Here is a 14,966-nt window from a genome sequence, read left to right on the forward strand (position 1 = left end):
GGGCAAACCCCCGCGCCACAGCCGTTTTCCTGTGTCGTCCTGTCGCAGTCTATCCCTGATCCACTTCACGCACGGTGGAGGATATACTTCAAGCAGGTCTTCTGACTTAGGTACACTTCTCATCGGCCCGCCTTATCGTATCCGATCCGATACAATGGCTGACTTTCGTCACTGGCCGAACGTACCCTTACAGCGGCGGCGTCCGTCCCGGATTTTCACCGGGTTCCCTTTTCATCCCACACGATACACGCCGCAAGGCTGCGGCAGCCCCTCGTGCGGGCCACTCAAAGCAGTATTCAATTTTGTATTTCACGGTGCCCCCATGGCTCGTGCAGAGCCGAGAGGCGTTCCCCTGTGTATTCCGGTCCCTTATAGAATACTATTCCGCCGCCGAAATGTCAATTGCACGTTTCCGCCCCGCCCGTGCGGCACCAACGAAACGCGGCGGCGCCCCAAAATGCGCCGCCGCGTTTCGTTGGTGTTGAGAAAGAGAGAGGAGGTTTGAGATAGATGGTACGGCAATGATTGTTTGCTTTCCTGTCTACGCTGATAAGGATACCACAGCTTTCCCGAAAATGAATGGACAATCTTTGAAGGATGCGTGAACAATGTGTGAATCTTCCCCTTGGCTTTCAGGGCGTGTCTATTGACTATGCGGCAGTCTCACCGTGAAGTCCGTGCCGGCGTCCTCCCCGCTGGACACGGCGATGGAGCCGCCGTGCCCGTCCACGATGCGCTTTGCGATGGCGAGGCCGAGGCCATAACCGCCGGAAGTCCTGGCCCTGGAGTCATCGGCGCGGTAAAACCGTTCAAACAGGTGGGGCAGATGCTCCGGCGGGATAGCCGGTCCGGTATTGTGGACCGCCAGGCAGACGCCGCCCCGCTCCGGGCGTGAGAGGACGAGCTTGACCCGGCCGCCGTTTCCGGCATATTTTACAGCGTTATCCAGCAGGATGGCCACCAGCCGGCGGAGCTGGTCTGCATTGCCCTGGACAGTGAGCTGGTCGGCAATCTCGCTCTCCATCTCCACGCCCTGCTCGAAGGCCACCGGCTCAAAGGGAAGCAACGCGCTCCAGGTGAGCTCTGAAACATCCACAGGCGCGGTGACCGGAGCAGTCTCCTTTCCGGCGTCGCTCTTGGCCAAGAAGAGGAGGTCCTCCACCAGGGCGCGCATCCGCTGCGCCTCGTCCCCGATATACTCCACCCATTTCTGCTGCTGTGCGATGGTGTCCCCGCTGTGGGCGAGGAGGATGCCGGTATTGGTGAGTATGACGGTGAGTGGAGTCTTGAGCTCATGAGAGGCGTCCGCCACAAAGCGGCGCTGCTGCTCCCACGCCTCCTCCGCCGGCTTGAGGGCCAGTCCGGAGAGCATCAGCGAGATGACGAAGAAACCGCCCAGGGCCAGCGCCCCCACCAGCAGCGAGGAGCGGATCAGCGGCCACAGTGAGTCGGTCTCCCAGCCCATATCGGCAAAGGCGATCCGGCTGTTCCCCTCCCGGTCCGTGTCCTGCAGATAGCGCAGGTTCAGCCCCGATATGGCGCCGCTCTCCTCCGTGGCTGCGGCCACGGCCTGGGCCACCACCTGGTCGGATACCTCCACATTATTGCCGCCGGTAACCTGGGCGGGACCGCCGTCCTCGTCCAGCAGGACCACAAAGACCGGCACCATCGTGAACCGGCGTTCCTCGCCCTGTTCCTCCATTTCCTCCTCGTGAGACGCGCCGAACTGGAACACAGGGGGCGGCGCGTCGTCGCTCCACTTCAGGGCCGTGCGCATAGCCTCCTCGCTCTGCCGGACCAGACGCTGGTAATTGTAGCCCACCAGCGCGCCAAAGACGATGATGAGCACCAGGGCGACCAGGAGCATATTGGTGAGAATAAATTTTTTGCGCAGGCGCTTGATCATGGTTCTTCCACTTCCAAAAAGTAGCCCACCTTCCGCACCGTACGGATGGTGACGCCGGACTCCAAAAACAGAAGCTTTTTCCGCAGGAAGGAGACATAGACCTCCACATTGTTGTCCTCGGCATTGCTGTCCGCCCCCCAGACCTTGAGAATGATCTCCTCCTTGGGGACCACCATCTTGGGATAGGCGATCAGGAGGCGCAGCACCTCAAATTCCTTGAAGCCCAGCCTCACCTCGCGCTCTCCGCACCGGAGGCAGCGGGTGGAGAGGTTGAGGGTGAGGTCGGCGTAGGTGAGCAGCTCCGTCCGGACCTCCCCCTGCCGCCGGGCCAGCGCCCGGATCCGCGCCAGCAGCTCCTCCGTGGCAAAGGGCTTGGTCATGTAGTCGTCGGCCCCATGGTCCAGGCCCGCCACTTTGTCCGGGACCTCGTCCCGGGCGGTAAGCATGAGGATGGGGGTGGACACTTTGGCCTCCCGCAGTCCCCGGGCCACCGCCAGCCCATCCATGCCGGGGAGCATCACGTCCAGCACGATGACGTCGTACTGGTTGGTTAGTCCATACTCCAGTCCGTCCGGTCCGGTATACACCAGATCGGCCAAATAACGGTGCTCCGCCATGATCTGCCCCAGCGCCTCGGCCAGGCGCACCTCGTCCTCTACAATCAGTACCCGCATGTCGTACCACTCCTTTTCAGGTTTGGTTCTCAGTCTACGCCCCAAAGCTGAAATTTGTCTGAAAAGTGGAGGCAGCGTTCTGAACTTTCATTGTGCCGCACCCTTTTCTCTCCTCCCATCGTGTCTCCCGGCCGTCCGGCGTTCGGGCGCGCACCTTCCCGCGTGCGTGGGCGGGAAGAGGATCTACGCTCTTTCCCACCGCAAAAGGCCCCCGGCCACAGACGTGGCCGGGGGCCTCAGCCTCTCGGTAAGCGCCTCCGCGCGCTCAGACAGTGATGACCTCCACGCCCGCGCCGTCCAGCAGGGACCTGCCCTCCCGGCTCAGATCCTTGTCCGTAATCACAGTGTGGACCGAGGCCAGGGGGAAGCTGGACGCCACCGCGCTGGCCCCCACCTTATCGGAGGTTGCCAAAACGATCATCTTTTTGGCCGACTTGGCCATGGCCCGGGCCACCTCAGCCCGGAACAGATTGATGGTGGAGACCCCCTTATCCTCGCTGATGGCATCGGCTCCGATGAAGCACTTGTCCACCGAGAACTGGGCCAGGCCCAGCTTGGTCAGGGGGCCCACATTGGCCTCGGCGTCGTGCTGAAAGGAGCCGCCCAGCAGTACCACGTCCAGCGCGGGGCACCGCCTTACGAAGTTGCAGAGAAATACCGAATTGGTGATGACCGTGACCCCCCGCTTGGAGGCCAGCTCCCTGGCCAGCAAGGAACAGGTGGAACCGGTCTCCACAATGACAGTCTCCCCGTCACTGACCATGGAGGCCGCCCGCTGGGCGATGCGGAGCTTCTGCTCGTAGTTGTTCCACATCCGGGTGGAGGTGTCGTATCCGTTGTCCACGGGGATCGCCCCGCCGTGGGTCCGCTTGAGAACACCCTGGTCCTCCAGCTTTTTCAAATCCTGCCGCACCGTCACCAGCGATACCCCGAACCGCTGGGTGAGCTCACTGACGCTGACCTTGTCCTCCGTCTGCAGCAGATCGATGATTTCCAACTGCCTTTGATTGAACAATGCGAAAGCCTCCATCCCGCCGTATGAAATGTGGCGTGTTTTCTCTTAAAGAGTATCATAGCGCATATCTCCGGAAAACGCAAGCAAAAGTACATTCAAACGAAAGAATTCTCTTGCGTCGCCCGGGGGCCGGGGGTATAATGGGGCAGTGATAGGACCGCGGCCCTCAGGTTTCCTTTTCGGGCAGCGATCCCCTATTTTTGCAACGTGGAAAGGATGATCCTGCTTGGAACAGACCTGCGCCCATGCGTTGGCCGTGACCGCGGCCCGCGCCCGCCTGCTGGCAATGGATATGGTCCACACCGCGGCTTCCGGCCATATCGGCGGCTCCCTGTCCGTGATGGACCTGCTGACGACCCTGTATTTCCATACGATGCGGGTAGACCCCAAGGACCCGAAGGACCCGGATCGGGACCGTCTGGTCCTCTCCAAGGGCCACTGCACGCCCGCTCTCTACGCGGTGCTGGCCCTGAAGGGCTACTTTCCTGTAGAGGACTGCAAGCTCTTCCGCTCTATCAAGGACCACTATTCCGGCCATCCGGACATGAAGCACGTTCCCGGCGTGGACATGTCCACCGGCTCCCTGGGGCAGGGGATCTCCGCCGCCGTCGGCATGGCCCTCGCCGGCAAGATGGACGACAGGAATTACCGGGTCTACGCCATCCTCGGCGACGGCGAGATCGAGGAGGGCCAGGTGTGGGAAGCGGCCATGTCCGCGGCCAAATACCATCTGGATCACCTGTGCGCCATCGTGGATGTAAACGGCCTCCAGATCGACGGCAGCACTGCCGACGTCATGCCCTCCGAGCCGCTGGACAAAAAGTTTGAGGCCTTCAACTGGAACGTCCTCCACGTGGACGGCCACGACTATGCCGCCATCGCCGCCGCGCTGGAGCAGGCAGCCGCCTGTAAGGACAAGCCCACCGTGATCCTGGCTCGCACGATCAAGGGCAAGGGCGTGTCCTACATGGAGAACAACGCGGGATGGCACGGAAAGGCCCCCAACGACGAGCAGTATGAGATCGCCAAGGCGGAGCTGGAGCGCGCCCTGGCGGAATTGGAGGCGAACTGACATGGCTGATAAGATCGCGACCCGCGCCGCCTATGGCGACGCCATTGTGGAGCTTGCTGCAGCGCACCCCGAGCTGGTCGTCCTGGACGCCGATCTGTCCAGTGCCACCATGACCAAGAAATTTTCCCAGACCTACCCCGCGCGCTTCCTCAACATGGGCATTGCCGAGGCCAACATGATGGGCGTGGCGGCGGGCCTCGCCACCTGCGGCAAGAAGCCTTTTGCCTCCACCTTCGCCATGTTTGCCGCCGGGCGGGCCTTCGAGCAGGTCCGCAATTCCATCGCCTATCCCCATCTGAATGTAAAGGTGGTGGGGTCTCACGGAGGGCTCTCCGTAGGAGAGGACGGCGCCACCCACCAGTGCTGCGAGGACTTCGCCACCATGCGGAGCATCCCCGGTATGGTGGTCTGCTGCCCTTGCGACGCCAATGAGATGCGTCAGGCCGTCCAGGCCCTGGTGGAGTATGACGGTCCCGCCTACCTGCGTCTTGGCCGGGCCGCCGTGGAGGATGTCACCTCCTCCCTGCCCGGCTACGCCTTCAAGTTGGGCGAGGGCGCGGTGCTTCGGGACGGCGGCGACGTGACCATCGTCGCCGTGGGCGGTATGGTCCAGGAGGCCCTGAAGGCCGCCGACCTCCTGAAAGGCGAAGGGGTGGACGCCCGCGTCATCGATATGCACACCGTCAAGCCGTTGGACGAGGCCCTGGTCCTCAAGGCCGCCAAGGAGACCGGAGCCATTGTCACCACGGAGGAGCACAATATCATCGGCGGTCTCGGCTCCGCCGTGGCCGACTATCTCGCCGGCGTGTACCCGGTGCCGGTGGTGCGCCACGGCGTGAACGATGAGTTCGGTCGTTCGGGCAAGGCCGCCGAGGTCCTAGAGGCCTATGGCCTCACCGCCGTGGGCATCGTGGAGAAGGTCCGGGCCGCCCTGGCGCTGAAGCGGTAACATGAAGCTGGTCTGCCTTGGGGACAGCCTGACCTATGGCTACGGCGTCCCCCGAAGGGACTGCTGGGTCAGCCTGTGCGCGGAGCGGACGGGCCATACGCTGGTGAACCGGGGGATCACCGGCGACACGGCGGGCGGTATGCTCTCCCGTTTTGGCCGGGATGTGCTGAATGAGAGGCCGGACCGTGTGCTCATCATGGGCGGCGCCAACGATATCTTTCTCACCGGCAGCGACCTGCGGGCCAGGGCTGATCTCGGCGCCCTGGTCCACCAGTCGGTCGCCGCTGGCATCCGCCCTATGCTGGGCCTGCCCATCCCCCTTTCTCCCGCCCTGGTCCCACCCCCCTGGACCGAGCTGACGGATTTCTTCGCGCTGGAGCCGGTGTTCCGTGCCTACCGGGACTGGCTGCTCCGCTTTGCCGGGATCTTCCGCATACAGACCGTGGACTTCTCCCTGCCGGCCTTTGCGCCGCCGGAGGGCATGCGGCTGTATCTGGACGGCCTCCACCCCAACCGGGAGGGGCACCGCCTGATGGCGGACGCCCTGTGCGCCGCCCTGCCGCCCATCCATCTCTGAGAAAACCCGGGCGCCTCTGCTGTGGCGCCCGGGTTTTTGCTGCTTTTTTACGAAAAAGGCTTGACTGTAAACCCCCTTCACCCTTTATACTGAGCCTGTCAGGAGGTGTATCCATGAACATCGGCCAGTTGGAAACGGCTCTGGGCATGACCCGGGCCAACATCCGTTTTTATGAAAAAGAGGGGCTGCTCTCCCCCGCCCGCAGTGAAAACGGCTACCGGGACTATACCGGGTCCGATCTGGACATCCTGCGCCGGATCAAGCTCCTCCGCCAGCTCCAGTTCTCCCTGGAGGACATCAGGGCCATGCAGACGGGCGCGCTGGACCTGCCCGCCGCCCTCCGGCAGCAGGAAGCCCGTCTCCAGCGCCAGGCCGACGACCTGGATGCGGCCCGCGCCCTGTGCCGCACCATGGAGGCCGACGGGGTCCAGTACCGGGATCTGAATGCGGGAAAATATTTGGAGGAAATGGTCCGGCTGGAGCAGGGCGGTGTCCGGTTCCAAAGCGTGGAACGGGACGCCCTCCCTACCGTCAACCACCCCTGGCGGCGCTTCTTTGCCCGCTCGCTGGACTTCAGCCTGTGCCGCCTGCTGCTGGACGCCGTGCTGGCCCTGGGTTTTCGGACCACTGCGGGAGACGGGCTGATGTGGGACCTGCTGATGGCCTATCTTACCTGGGGCGTTCAATTCCTGTTGGAGCCTCTGCTGCTGAGCACCTGGGGATTTACCCCGGGCAAGTGGCTTTTCGGTCTGGCCGTCCGGAACGCCGACGGGGGCAAGCTCACCTTTTCCCAGGCCTTTGGGCGGCTGTCCGCCCTATTTGGGCGGGGCGAGGGCTGGGGCATCCCCTTTTATGCGCTCTACCGCAATTATAAAAGCATGCGTGCCCTTGAGGAGGGCGAAGTCCTCCTCTGGGAAGAGACGTGCGCTTACACCATCCGGGACCTGCGCCCGGTGCGGTGGGTGGGTTTTCTGGGCGCGGAGGCCGCCCTTCTGGCCGTATCCCTGCTGCTGGGCCTCCATGTCCTGGTCCCGCCGGTACGCCACCCCCTGACCGTAGCGGAGTTCTCCCGAAACTACAACGCCGCCCTGCGCCGGTACGGCGGGGCTGAGACCTACGTGCTGGACGCTGACGGCGGCTGGGTGAAGGTCGCGCCGGCAGGCACCTATTCCATCGGCCTGTCCGATCCCCCTCCCGCCCTTCAGTACACGCTGGAGGACGGCGTGGTCACCGGCGTGTCCTTTACCACCAGCGCCGCGCCCTCCTTTCTGAACTCCAACGACAGCCTGGCACTGTTCTCCCTGCTCGCCCTCCTGCCCGCTCAGCCCGAAGTGGGGCTTCACAACTGGTATTTTGCCAGCCGTGATACAACGTCCCAGTTCGGCGGAAGCTTTGAGGATTTCTCCTTCACCAGATACGGTCTCACCATCACCAACCGGGTGGACTACAGCGGCTATGAGGCGGTCGGCGAGCACTACCTGCTTCCCATCGAGGGGCAGACGCAGACCTTCCGCCAGACCTTCTCCATCACCGCAGCGGGATAATTTGTAAACAATTCTTGAACCCTCTTGCAATTTTCTATACGAAGGATTATGATAGTTTAGCACTCCAAGAGAAAGAGTGCTAAACTATCGTTTTTTATTCTCTTATCTTTTTCATACGGAGGCTTGACTTATGGCAAAGAAACAGTTCAAGGCGGAATCCAAGCGGCTTTTGGATCTGATGATCAACTCCATCTATACCCACAAGGAGATTTTCCTCCGGGAGCTCATCTCCAACGCCAGCGACGCGGTGGACAAGCTGGCCTACCGGTCCCTCACCGACGATCAGGTGGGACTCTCCCGCTCCGACTTCAAGATCACCCTGATCCCGGACCGGGACGCGCGCACCCTCACCGTCTGTGACAACGGCATCGGCATGACCCGGGACGAGATGGAGCAGAATTTGGGCACCATCGCCCGCAGCGGCTCTCTCCAGTTCAAGCAGGAGATGGCCGCCAAGGAGGGGGAAAACCAGGACGTGGCCGACATCATCGGCCAGTTCGGCGTGGGCTTCTACTCCGCCTTCATGGTGGCCGACCAGGTGACGGTGATCTCCAGAGCCTACGGCAGCGACGAGGCCTGGAAGTGGGAATCCGCCGGGGCCGACGGCTACACCATGACCCTCTGCGAGCGGGAGGCTGCCGGTACCGACGTGATCCTCCACATCAAGCCCGACACCGAGGACGATGACTACGACCAGTACCTCCAGCAGTACCGGCTGGACAGCTTGGTAAAAAAGTATTCCGACTATATCCACTACCCCATCGTCATGGAGATGGAGCATTCCCACATGAAGCCCAAGCCGGAGGATGCCGGGGAGGATTACAAGCCCGAGTATGAGACGGTGAAGGAGTGGGAGACCCTCAATTCCATGGTGCCCCTGTGGCAGCGCCCCAAGAGCGAGGTGACGACCGAGGAGTACAACACGTTTTATAAGGAGAAGTTCGGCGACTGGGAAGACCCCCTGGCGGTCGTCCACGTGTCCGCCGAGGGACAGGTGGAGTACAAGGCCCTCCTGTTCATTCCCGCTCACGCACCCTTCAACTACTACAGCCGCGACTATGAAAAGGGCCTCCAGCTCTACTCCTCCGGCGTGCTCATCATGGACCGGTGCGCCGACCTGGTCCCCGACCACTTCAGTTTCATCCGGGGCGTGGTGGACTCCCCCGACCTCTCCCTCAACATCTCCCGTGAGATGCTCCAGCATACCCGGGTCCTCCAGGTCATCTCCGGCAACCTGGAGAAGAAAGTGAAGGCCGAACTTCTGAAGCTCCAGAAAGACGACCGTGAAAAATATGAGCAGTTCTATTCCGCCTTCGGCCGTCAGCTCAAGTACGGCGTGGTCTCCGACTACGGCGCCCATAAGGATATGCTCAAGGATCTGCTCCTCTTCTGGTCCTCCCGCGAGGGCAAGAATACCTCCCTGGCCGAGTACGCAGCGCGCATGGCGGAGGACCAGCCATCCATCTACTTCCTCTGCGCCGAGAGCGTGGAGAAGGCCGCCAAGCTACCTCAGGCCGAGCGCGTGCTGGACAAGGGGTATGAGATCCTCTACCTCACTGACGAGGTGGACGAGTTTGTCATGAACACCCTCTCCGAGTGGGACGGCAAGCCCTTCAAGAACGTCTGCGACGACGACGCCCTCCCTGAGAGCGACGAAGAGAAGGCCCAGGCCGAAAAAAAGGCCGAGGAAAACAAGGATGTGCTGGACTTCGTCAAGGAGACCCTGGGCGAGAGGATCAAGGAGGTCCGCATCTCCAAGATCCTCAAGTCCGCCCCCGTCTGCATGAGCGCCGACGGCCCCGTATCCCTGGAAATGGAGAAGTATTTCCAGCGTGTGGATCCCCAGGCCGCCAAGGAGATGAAGGCAGGCCGGGTACTGGAGCTCAACCCCGACTCCGGCGCCTTTGCCGCCCTCCGCGCCGCTCTGGAGGGGGACAAGGAGCGGGCCAGGACCTATGCCGAGCTTCTCTATGATCAGGCCCTTCTTATCGCCGGACTCCCACTGGAAGACCCCGCCGCTTATACGGAGCTGGTCTGTTCTCTGATGCAATAAAAGAATGTTACCCGGGTCCCCAGGGCGGCCTATTACCGCCCCGGGGACTTTTATCAATTTGCACAAAATAAATGGTGCTACCAATTTGTTTTCTGTATAATTTACTTTGCACACCAAAAATAGCTTCAAACGAAAGCATTTCTTATTTCTAACTTTAGTTATCCTGCCCATTGCGCCCCCATGCCCCCCGTGTTATACTCAGCGTGTCACAAGGAGGTGCCCTATATGGTCATTGAGACAAAGTTTGATTCCATTGCTGAGATTGCAGGACTGCAGCGCATGGCGCAGACGGTGGATGAGCAGGTGCTGCTCCGCGCTCCCCAGAGCAATATTCTGGTGGACGCCAAGTCCTTCCTGGGCCTTTTTACGCTGGATTTTTCCAAGCCGGTGGAGGTCGTTACCGATTCCGTATATGTGATCCGTCAGCTGGAGATCGCCAGCCGCAGGAAAGCCGCTGTGCGGTAACGTCTTCCGCCCCTCAGCCGTCCGGCGGTTCACGCCGGTCATCTTGATTTTGAAAGGAGGCCATGCTCCATGGTCATTCCGGTGCAGTTTGAGTCTATTGAGGAGATCCGCGCCATACAGCGCCTGGCCTGTGCGGCCGACGAGGACGTGTTCCTCCACTCTCCCGATAACGCCATCATGGTGGACGCCAAGTCTTTTATCGGCCTCTTCACCCTGGATTTTTCCAAGCCGGTGAATGTGGTCACAGAGTCGCCTTATGTCATCCATCAGCTCACCTGCCGCAAGGCTTGACCCGGCGCCGCGCTTCTCCACAGATAAAAACGGACGCCTGCCCACCGGGGCAGACGTCCATTTTTTATTCCTCTCTCCCATCGTCCGCCAGCGGCCGCCGCCGGTGATCCTGCGGCTCCCAGGCGGGCAGGGGCAGACGCTGCATGGCCGAAAAGACCTTTTCCCGCAGGTCCGGGTACTCCTTTGACAGGCTGTGGATCAGCTCCTTGACCTCCTGCCGCTTGGTGTAGCCGTCGGCGGGACAGGGATTGAACACCACGGGCAGATGCTCCCGCTCCGCCGCTTTGCGGAGCATCCACTCTCCGCAGTAAAGCATGGGCCGGATCTGCGTGATGCCCATTCGGTCCAGATAGGTCACGGGCTGGAAGCAGGAGATGCGTCCCTCATAAAAGAGAGAGAGGAAAAAGGTCTCCACTGCGTCGTCAAAATGGTGGCCCAGGGCGATCTTGGTGATCCCTCTCTCCCGGATGGCGTTGTGGAGCGCGCCCCGGCGCATTTTAGCGCACATGGAGCAGGGATTTTTCTCTTTGCGGAGGTCAAATATGATGTGGTGGATCTCTGAGTGGAGCAGGGTATAGGGCACGCCCAATTCCCCGCACAACTCCGCCACATGGGAAAAGTCCATCCCGGCGCCCCCGTCCACATGGCCCATGTCCAGCGTGAACGCCTCCACGGTGAAGGGCTTGGGGTAGAAAACGGACAGCCGGGCCAGCGCCACCAGGAGGGTGAGGGAATCCTTTCCCCCCGACACCCCCACGGCGACCCGGTCCCCGGCCTGGATCATATCGTAGTCCTCCACACACCGGCGGACATAGCTCAAAATTTGGTTCATCATGATATCATTCCTGTCTCAGCGCATTTTTTACTCTGCCTGGACAGCATTCTATCATATTTTTCCTTCGTCTGGAATCCCCATTATCCTCCGCCGCGCAGGATCGACACCCAGAAAAAACCGGCCCCGCTCCAGATGCACACCCGGACGGCGGCCTGCCCCTGGGTCCCCACGGCCCGGAACAGGCCCGCGCTCCCCCCCAGAAGGTGGAGCAGGAGCGCGGCAGCCAGAATCAGCAGTATTTTCAAGATTTTTTTCACGCGCTCTTCCCCCATTTCAGATTAACCCCAGGACCGTGTCAGATGCTGTCAAAAATGGTCTGTCATATTTCCTTTTTATTTACACCAGAAATATCTGGTTTATATTAAAATATATTTGTTGCATAGAATAGAATCATAAGGGAGCGATTCTATGCCGTTTCAGCCGAAGCCGACAAAAAAGAAGGTGCAGGCCGTCTACAAGACGCTCTACATCTCTGAGGCGCTCGCCGACCAGGTAGAGGCCCTGACCAAAGGAAACGACACCAGCTTCAATAACGTGGTCATCAGCATGATCGAATACTGTCTGGGCGAGAGCGCATCGGATAAAATTGAAAAACAGAATTGAGTATTCCGCAGTATTCAAGAGTATTTCTGCGAAAACATAAGATTTCAAATTCTAAATTAAAAAACATCTGAAAACCTGTTGACACCTAGGGCCCCATGGGATATAATACAAAACGCTCCACTCGGCAAGAGTGGGGCGTCAATCATGTTTGGACCAAATTTATCATAGAAGTACAAATTGGAGGTTAGACCATGTCCACTTTTATGGCCAACAAGGGCAACATCGTCCGCAAGTGGTACATTCTGGACGCGGCGGGCAAGCCCCTGGGTAAGACTGCCGCCACCGCTGCCACCCTGCTGCGTGGCAAGCACAAGCCCGAGTACACCCCGCACGCCGATTGCGGCGATTTCGTCATCATCATCAACGCCGAGAAGGCCGTCCTCACCGGCAAGAAGCTGGAGCAGAAGTACTACCGCACTCACTCCGGCTACCCCGGCGGCCTGCATGAGACCAAGTACCGCCTGCTGATGCAGGACAAGCCCGAGCTGGCCATGAAGTTGGCCATCCGCGGCATGATGCCCCGCAACATCATCACCAAGGACTCCCTGAGCCGCCTGAAGATCTACCGCGGCGCTGAGCATGTGCACGCTGCTCAGAAGCCCGAGTCCTGGACCCAGGAATAAGGAGGAATTTCGAACATGTATAAGAGCAAGAAGCCTTACCACTATGGTACTGGCCGCCGGAAGTCCTCCGTGGCCCGCGTCCACCTCTTCCCCAACGGCACCGGCGCCATCACCATCAACGGCCGCGACATTGACGACTACTTCGGCCTCGATACCCTGAAGCTGCTGGTCCGTCAGCCCCTGGTCACCACAGAGAATGTGGGCAAGGTGGACGTGGTCGCCACCGTCACCGGCGGCGGCGTGACTGGACAGGCCGGCGCCATCCGCCATGGCATCGCCCGCGCCCTGCTGCAGATGAATGAGGAGTACCGTCCCGCTCTGAAGAGCGCCGGTTTCCTGACCCGCGATCCTCGTATGAAGGAGCGCAAGAAGTACGGCCTCAAAGCCGCCCGTCGTGCGCCTCAGTTCAGCAAGCGCTGATTTTACGCAAGCCTCAAAATGCCGCCCGACCGGGCGGCATTTTGTTTGCGCCTCATGTATGCAGAATAAGCATGTATGCAGAATAAGAATGCAGGTCCACCGAAGCAGACCTGCGTTCTGTTGGGAAAAAGGGGAGGAAAACAGCATACCGGTGGGAATTTGGTTTGTGTTTATCCTCATACCTTATGGAACAATTTTACATCCCGTGAAGTAAAGTTGATGAACCTAATGTGAATAGAGTGTAATTTCATCGTAATGTGGTTGTAAAAAATTTGTAACGTCACCTTATTTAATTTAACATTTCACCTTTTTCTCTTGTTCCTTCCTCCCCATCTGACTATGTCGAGCACGTTTTATAGAAATTTAAGATTTCTCACTCTTGTATCTTGTACATCCCCGTATTATAATCAAGTCAATACTTATATAGGATTGGAGGAATTCACCATGAAATCTATGTCCAGCCGTGCGCTGGCGCTGGCCCTCTCCCTGACCGTGCTCAGCGCCTGCGGTTCCGCCCTAGCGGCCGAAGACGACACCATGCTCATCTCTCCCGCTCCCTCCGGTATCGCTGTCCAGCTCAACGGAGAGGCCCTCACCTTTACCGACGCCGTTCCCGTCGCGCAGGACGGCCGCACCTTCCTCCCCTTCCGCGCCGTGTTCGAGGCCATGGGTGCCGAAGTCAGCAACGAGGGCAACACCATCACAGCCGTCCGCGACGGCAAGACCCTGACCATGACCATCGGTTCCACCGAGGCCACCCTCACCGAGGGTGGGGCCAGCACCGCCATTACCATGGATGTGGCCCCCTATGTGGACTCCACCACTTGGCGCACCTACGTGCCTGTCCGCTTTGCCGCCCAGGCCTTCGGATGCGCGGTGGGCTGGGATCAGGACAACCAGACCGCTGTGATCGTGGATACGGAGAAGCTTCTGGACGCCGCGCTGGCTGAGCATCAGTTCACCTATATGGAGAAGTATCTGGCGTACAACCAGCAGTTCCAGGAGGGCATCTGGGACATCAGCGCCCAGTTTGACGGCTCCGCCACCATGTTTGGCGCTGGCCCCCTCTCTTTCCAGGGCTCTATGGACGGCACCACCGCCGACTCTCTTCAGATGGCCGCGGCCATGAACCTGAAGATGGATCTGACTGCCTTCCTGGACGCCATGTCCCAAGTGGCCGGTCAGGCTTCCGAGCTCACCGCCGAGGATCAGGCCCTGCTGGATGCCCTGAAGAGCGAAGGCATGGATATGGAGATCCGTGCCGACATGGAAAAGGGTGTGATGTATCTGACCATGGGCGGCAGCGCCCTGGAGCCCCTGGGACTCCCCGCCGACACTTGGTACTCCTTTGATATGGCCTCCATGTACGGCCAGATGGGTCTGGACTACACCGCCCTCATCGACGCCTCCAAGACCATGGACGCCTCCGCCCTGCTCCAGACCGCGCTCCAGAGCGCCGACCTCAGCGACAAGGACACCGCTTACGCCACTGTCTCTGCGCTGGTGAACGGCGCGGCCAAGGTGCTCGCGGACGACTCCTTCGTGAAGAGCGGCGACAACTATACCACCACCTACGCCCTGGAGGAGGACGGCACCAAGGTGACCCTCTCCTTCACGCTCACCATGCAGTCCGACAAGGTCGTGGGGTATGAGCTGTCCATGGACAGCTCCACCTCTGTTGACGACGGTGAGGGTGGGCAGATCACCACCACCACGGCCATGAAGGCCGGCATGGATGCCGAAAATCACATGACCGCCACGGTGTCCATGGGTATGGACCCCCTGATGGATCTGTCCCTCAACATCACCGGCGACTATGCCGCCGGCGATCAGGCCCCTGAGACCGAGCCCCCCGCCGGGGCCACCGTCGTGCCTTATGAGCACATGATCGCCGGCGCCCTGGGCGGCTGACCCGATAAAACACTGAAATGCGGTCCGC

16 protein-coding genes and 1 riboswitch are annotated in these 14,966 nt (G+C 60.4%); of the genes, 11 read left to right on the forward strand and 5 right to left on the reverse strand.

Annotation, left to right across the window (positions count from 1 at the left end; all coding sequences use genetic code 11):
- Positions 1-74: 74 nt before the first annotated feature.
- Positions 75-300: riboswitch (cobalamin riboswitch) on the reverse strand.
- Positions 301-643: 343 nt separating this feature from the next.
- From ABUA09_RS12385 to ABUA09_RS12395, 3 genes are all read right to left on the reverse strand, one after another.
- On the reverse strand, positions 644-1,906 hold the full coding sequence (locus ABUA09_RS12385) for a sensor histidine kinase (protein ID WP_216522358.1): 1,263 nt from the start codon (positions 1,904-1,906) through the stop codon (positions 644-646).
- The gene (locus tag ABUA09_RS12390; protein ID WP_216522357.1) at positions 1,903-2,580 is read right to left on the reverse strand and encodes a response regulator transcription factor; all 678 of its coding nucleotides are present in this window, start codon (positions 2,578-2,580) and stop codon (positions 1,903-1,905) included. Before ABUA09_RS12390 ends, ABUA09_RS12385 begins: the two co-directional genes overlap by 4 nt.
- Positions 2,581-2,845: 265 nt before the next feature.
- Positions 2,846-3,595 carry a DeoR/GlpR family DNA-binding transcription regulator gene (locus ABUA09_RS12395; RefSeq protein ID WP_052082696.1) on the reverse strand — a complete coding sequence of 250 codons (750 nt, stop codon included), beginning with the start codon at positions 3,593-3,595 and terminating at the stop codon, positions 2,846-2,848.
- Positions 3,596-3,821: 226 nt separating this feature from the next.
- Here ABUA09_RS12395 and ABUA09_RS12400 point away from each other — a divergent pair, with 226 nt between their 5' ends.
- From ABUA09_RS12400 to ABUA09_RS12430, 7 genes are all read left to right on the forward strand, one after another.
- Positions 3,822-4,667, forward strand: a complete 846-nt coding sequence (locus ABUA09_RS12400) for a transketolase (protein WP_033117895.1) — start codon at positions 3,822-3,824, stop codon at positions 4,665-4,667.
- Between the two features lies 1 nt (position 4,668).
- Complete coding sequence (locus ABUA09_RS12405; protein ID WP_033117896.1) at positions 4,669-5,616, forward strand: transketolase family protein; 948 nt, start codon at positions 4,669-4,671, stop codon at positions 5,614-5,616.
- Between the two features lies 1 nt (position 5,617).
- Positions 5,618-6,193 carry a GDSL-type esterase/lipase family protein gene (locus ABUA09_RS12410; RefSeq protein ID WP_052082697.1) on the forward strand — a complete coding sequence of 192 codons (576 nt, stop codon included), beginning with the start codon at positions 5,618-5,620 and terminating at the stop codon, positions 6,191-6,193.
- A gap of 113 nt (positions 6,194-6,306) precedes the next feature.
- Positions 6,307-7,737 carry a MerR family transcriptional regulator gene (locus ABUA09_RS12415; protein ID WP_349949396.1) on the forward strand — a complete coding sequence of 477 codons (1,431 nt, stop codon included), beginning with the start codon at positions 6,307-6,309 and terminating at the stop codon, positions 7,735-7,737.
- Positions 7,738-7,867: 130 nt separating this feature from the next.
- Positions 7,868-9,790 (forward strand): molecular chaperone HtpG, encoded by a 1,923-nt coding sequence (htpG, locus tag ABUA09_RS12420; RefSeq protein ID WP_195614697.1) that lies wholly within the window; start codon positions 7,868-7,870, stop codon positions 9,788-9,790.
- 225 nt (positions 9,791-10,015) lie between these two features.
- Positions 10,016-10,255: a hypothetical protein gene (locus ABUA09_RS12425; RefSeq protein WP_033117898.1), complete on the forward strand. Its 240-nt coding sequence runs from the start codon at positions 10,016-10,018 to the stop codon at positions 10,253-10,255.
- Between the two features lie 69 nt (positions 10,256-10,324).
- Positions 10,325-10,546, forward strand: a complete 222-nt coding sequence (locus ABUA09_RS12430; protein WP_033117899.1) for a hypothetical protein — start codon at positions 10,325-10,327, stop codon at positions 10,544-10,546.
- 64 nt (positions 10,547-10,610) lie between these two features.
- On the opposite strand, the gene ABUA09_RS12435 is transcribed toward ABUA09_RS12430, so the two are convergent.
- On the reverse strand, positions 10,611-11,378 hold the full coding sequence (locus tag ABUA09_RS12435) for a tRNA lysidine(34) synthetase (protein ID WP_075705391.1): 768 nt from the start codon (positions 11,376-11,378) through the stop codon (positions 10,611-10,613).
- An 83-nt stretch (positions 11,379-11,461) separates the two neighbouring features.
- Complete coding sequence (locus ABUA09_RS12440; RefSeq protein ID WP_165366633.1) at positions 11,462-11,638, reverse strand: hypothetical protein; 177 nt, start codon at positions 11,636-11,638, stop codon at positions 11,462-11,464.
- A gap of 151 nt (positions 11,639-11,789) precedes the next feature.
- Here ABUA09_RS12440 and ABUA09_RS12445 point away from each other — a divergent pair, with 151 nt between their 5' ends.
- The 4 genes from ABUA09_RS12445 to ABUA09_RS12460 all read left to right on the forward strand — a co-directional run bounded on the left by ABUA09_RS12445 (position 11,790) and on the right by ABUA09_RS12460 (position 14,938).
- Positions 11,790-11,984: a hypothetical protein gene (locus tag ABUA09_RS12445; protein WP_075703416.1), complete on the forward strand. Its 195-nt coding sequence runs from the start codon at positions 11,790-11,792 to the stop codon at positions 11,982-11,984.
- A gap of 191 nt (positions 11,985-12,175) precedes the next feature.
- Complete coding sequence (gene rplM / locus ABUA09_RS12450) at positions 12,176-12,607, forward strand: 50S ribosomal protein L13 (protein WP_033117903.1); 432 nt, start codon at positions 12,176-12,178, stop codon at positions 12,605-12,607.
- Between the two features lie 15 nt (positions 12,608-12,622).
- The gene (rpsI, locus tag ABUA09_RS12455) at positions 12,623-13,027 is read left to right on the forward strand and encodes a 30S ribosomal protein S9 (RefSeq protein WP_033117904.1); all 405 of its coding nucleotides are present in this window, start codon (positions 12,623-12,625) and stop codon (positions 13,025-13,027) included.
- A gap of 444 nt (positions 13,028-13,471) precedes the next feature.
- Complete coding sequence (locus ABUA09_RS12460) at positions 13,472-14,938, forward strand: stalk domain-containing protein (protein WP_349949397.1); 1,467 nt, start codon at positions 13,472-13,474, stop codon at positions 14,936-14,938.
- Positions 14,939-14,966 lie beyond the last annotated feature (28 nt).

The sequence above is a fragment of the Intestinimonas sp. RTP31139st1_F5_RTP31139_211217 genome (genome assembly GCF_040226735.1).
GTDB lineage: Bacteria > Bacillota > Clostridia > Oscillospirales > Oscillospiraceae > Intestinimonas > Intestinimonas butyriciproducens.

What these genes read in the sequence shown, in the direction of transcription:
- ABUA09_RS12385 (WP_216522358.1), bottom strand. Translation starts at nt 1,906, where the DNA reads ATGATCAAGCGCCTGCGCAAAAAATTTATTCTCACCAATATGCTCCTG.
- ABUA09_RS12390 (WP_216522357.1), bottom strand. Translation starts at nt 2,580, where the DNA reads ATGCGGGTACTGATTGTAGAGGACGAGGTGCGCCTGGCCGAGGCGCTG.
- ABUA09_RS12405 (WP_033117896.1), top strand. Translation starts at nt 4,669, where the DNA reads ATGGCTGATAAGATCGCGACCCGCGCCGCCTATGGCGACGCCATTGTG.
- ABUA09_RS12410 (WP_052082697.1), top strand. Translation starts at nt 5,618, where the DNA reads ATGAAGCTGGTCTGCCTTGGGGACAGCCTGACCTATGGCTACGGCGTC.
- ABUA09_RS12415 (WP_349949396.1), top strand. Translation starts at nt 6,307, where the DNA reads ATGAACATCGGCCAGTTGGAAACGGCTCTGGGCATGACCCGGGCCAAC.
- htpG (WP_195614697.1), top strand. Translation starts at nt 7,868, where the DNA reads ATGGCAAAGAAACAGTTCAAGGCGGAATCCAAGCGGCTTTTGGATCTG.
- ABUA09_RS12425 (WP_033117898.1), top strand. Translation starts at nt 10,016, where the DNA reads ATGGTCATTGAGACAAAGTTTGATTCCATTGCTGAGATTGCAGGACTG.
- ABUA09_RS12430 (WP_033117899.1), top strand. Translation starts at nt 10,325, where the DNA reads ATGGTCATTCCGGTGCAGTTTGAGTCTATTGAGGAGATCCGCGCCATA.
- ABUA09_RS12435 (WP_075705391.1), bottom strand. Translation starts at nt 11,378, where the DNA reads ATGAACCAAATTTTGAGCTATGTCCGCCGGTGTGTGGAGGACTACGAT.
- ABUA09_RS12445 (WP_075703416.1), top strand. Translation starts at nt 11,790, where the DNA reads ATGCCGTTTCAGCCGAAGCCGACAAAAAAGAAGGTGCAGGCCGTCTAC.
- rplM (WP_033117903.1), top strand. Translation starts at nt 12,176, where the DNA reads ATGTCCACTTTTATGGCCAACAAGGGCAACATCGTCCGCAAGTGGTAC.
- rpsI (WP_033117904.1), top strand. Translation starts at nt 12,623, where the DNA reads ATGTATAAGAGCAAGAAGCCTTACCACTATGGTACTGGCCGCCGGAAG.
- ABUA09_RS12460 (WP_349949397.1), top strand. Translation starts at nt 13,472, where the DNA reads ATGAAATCTATGTCCAGCCGTGCGCTGGCGCTGGCCCTCTCCCTGACC.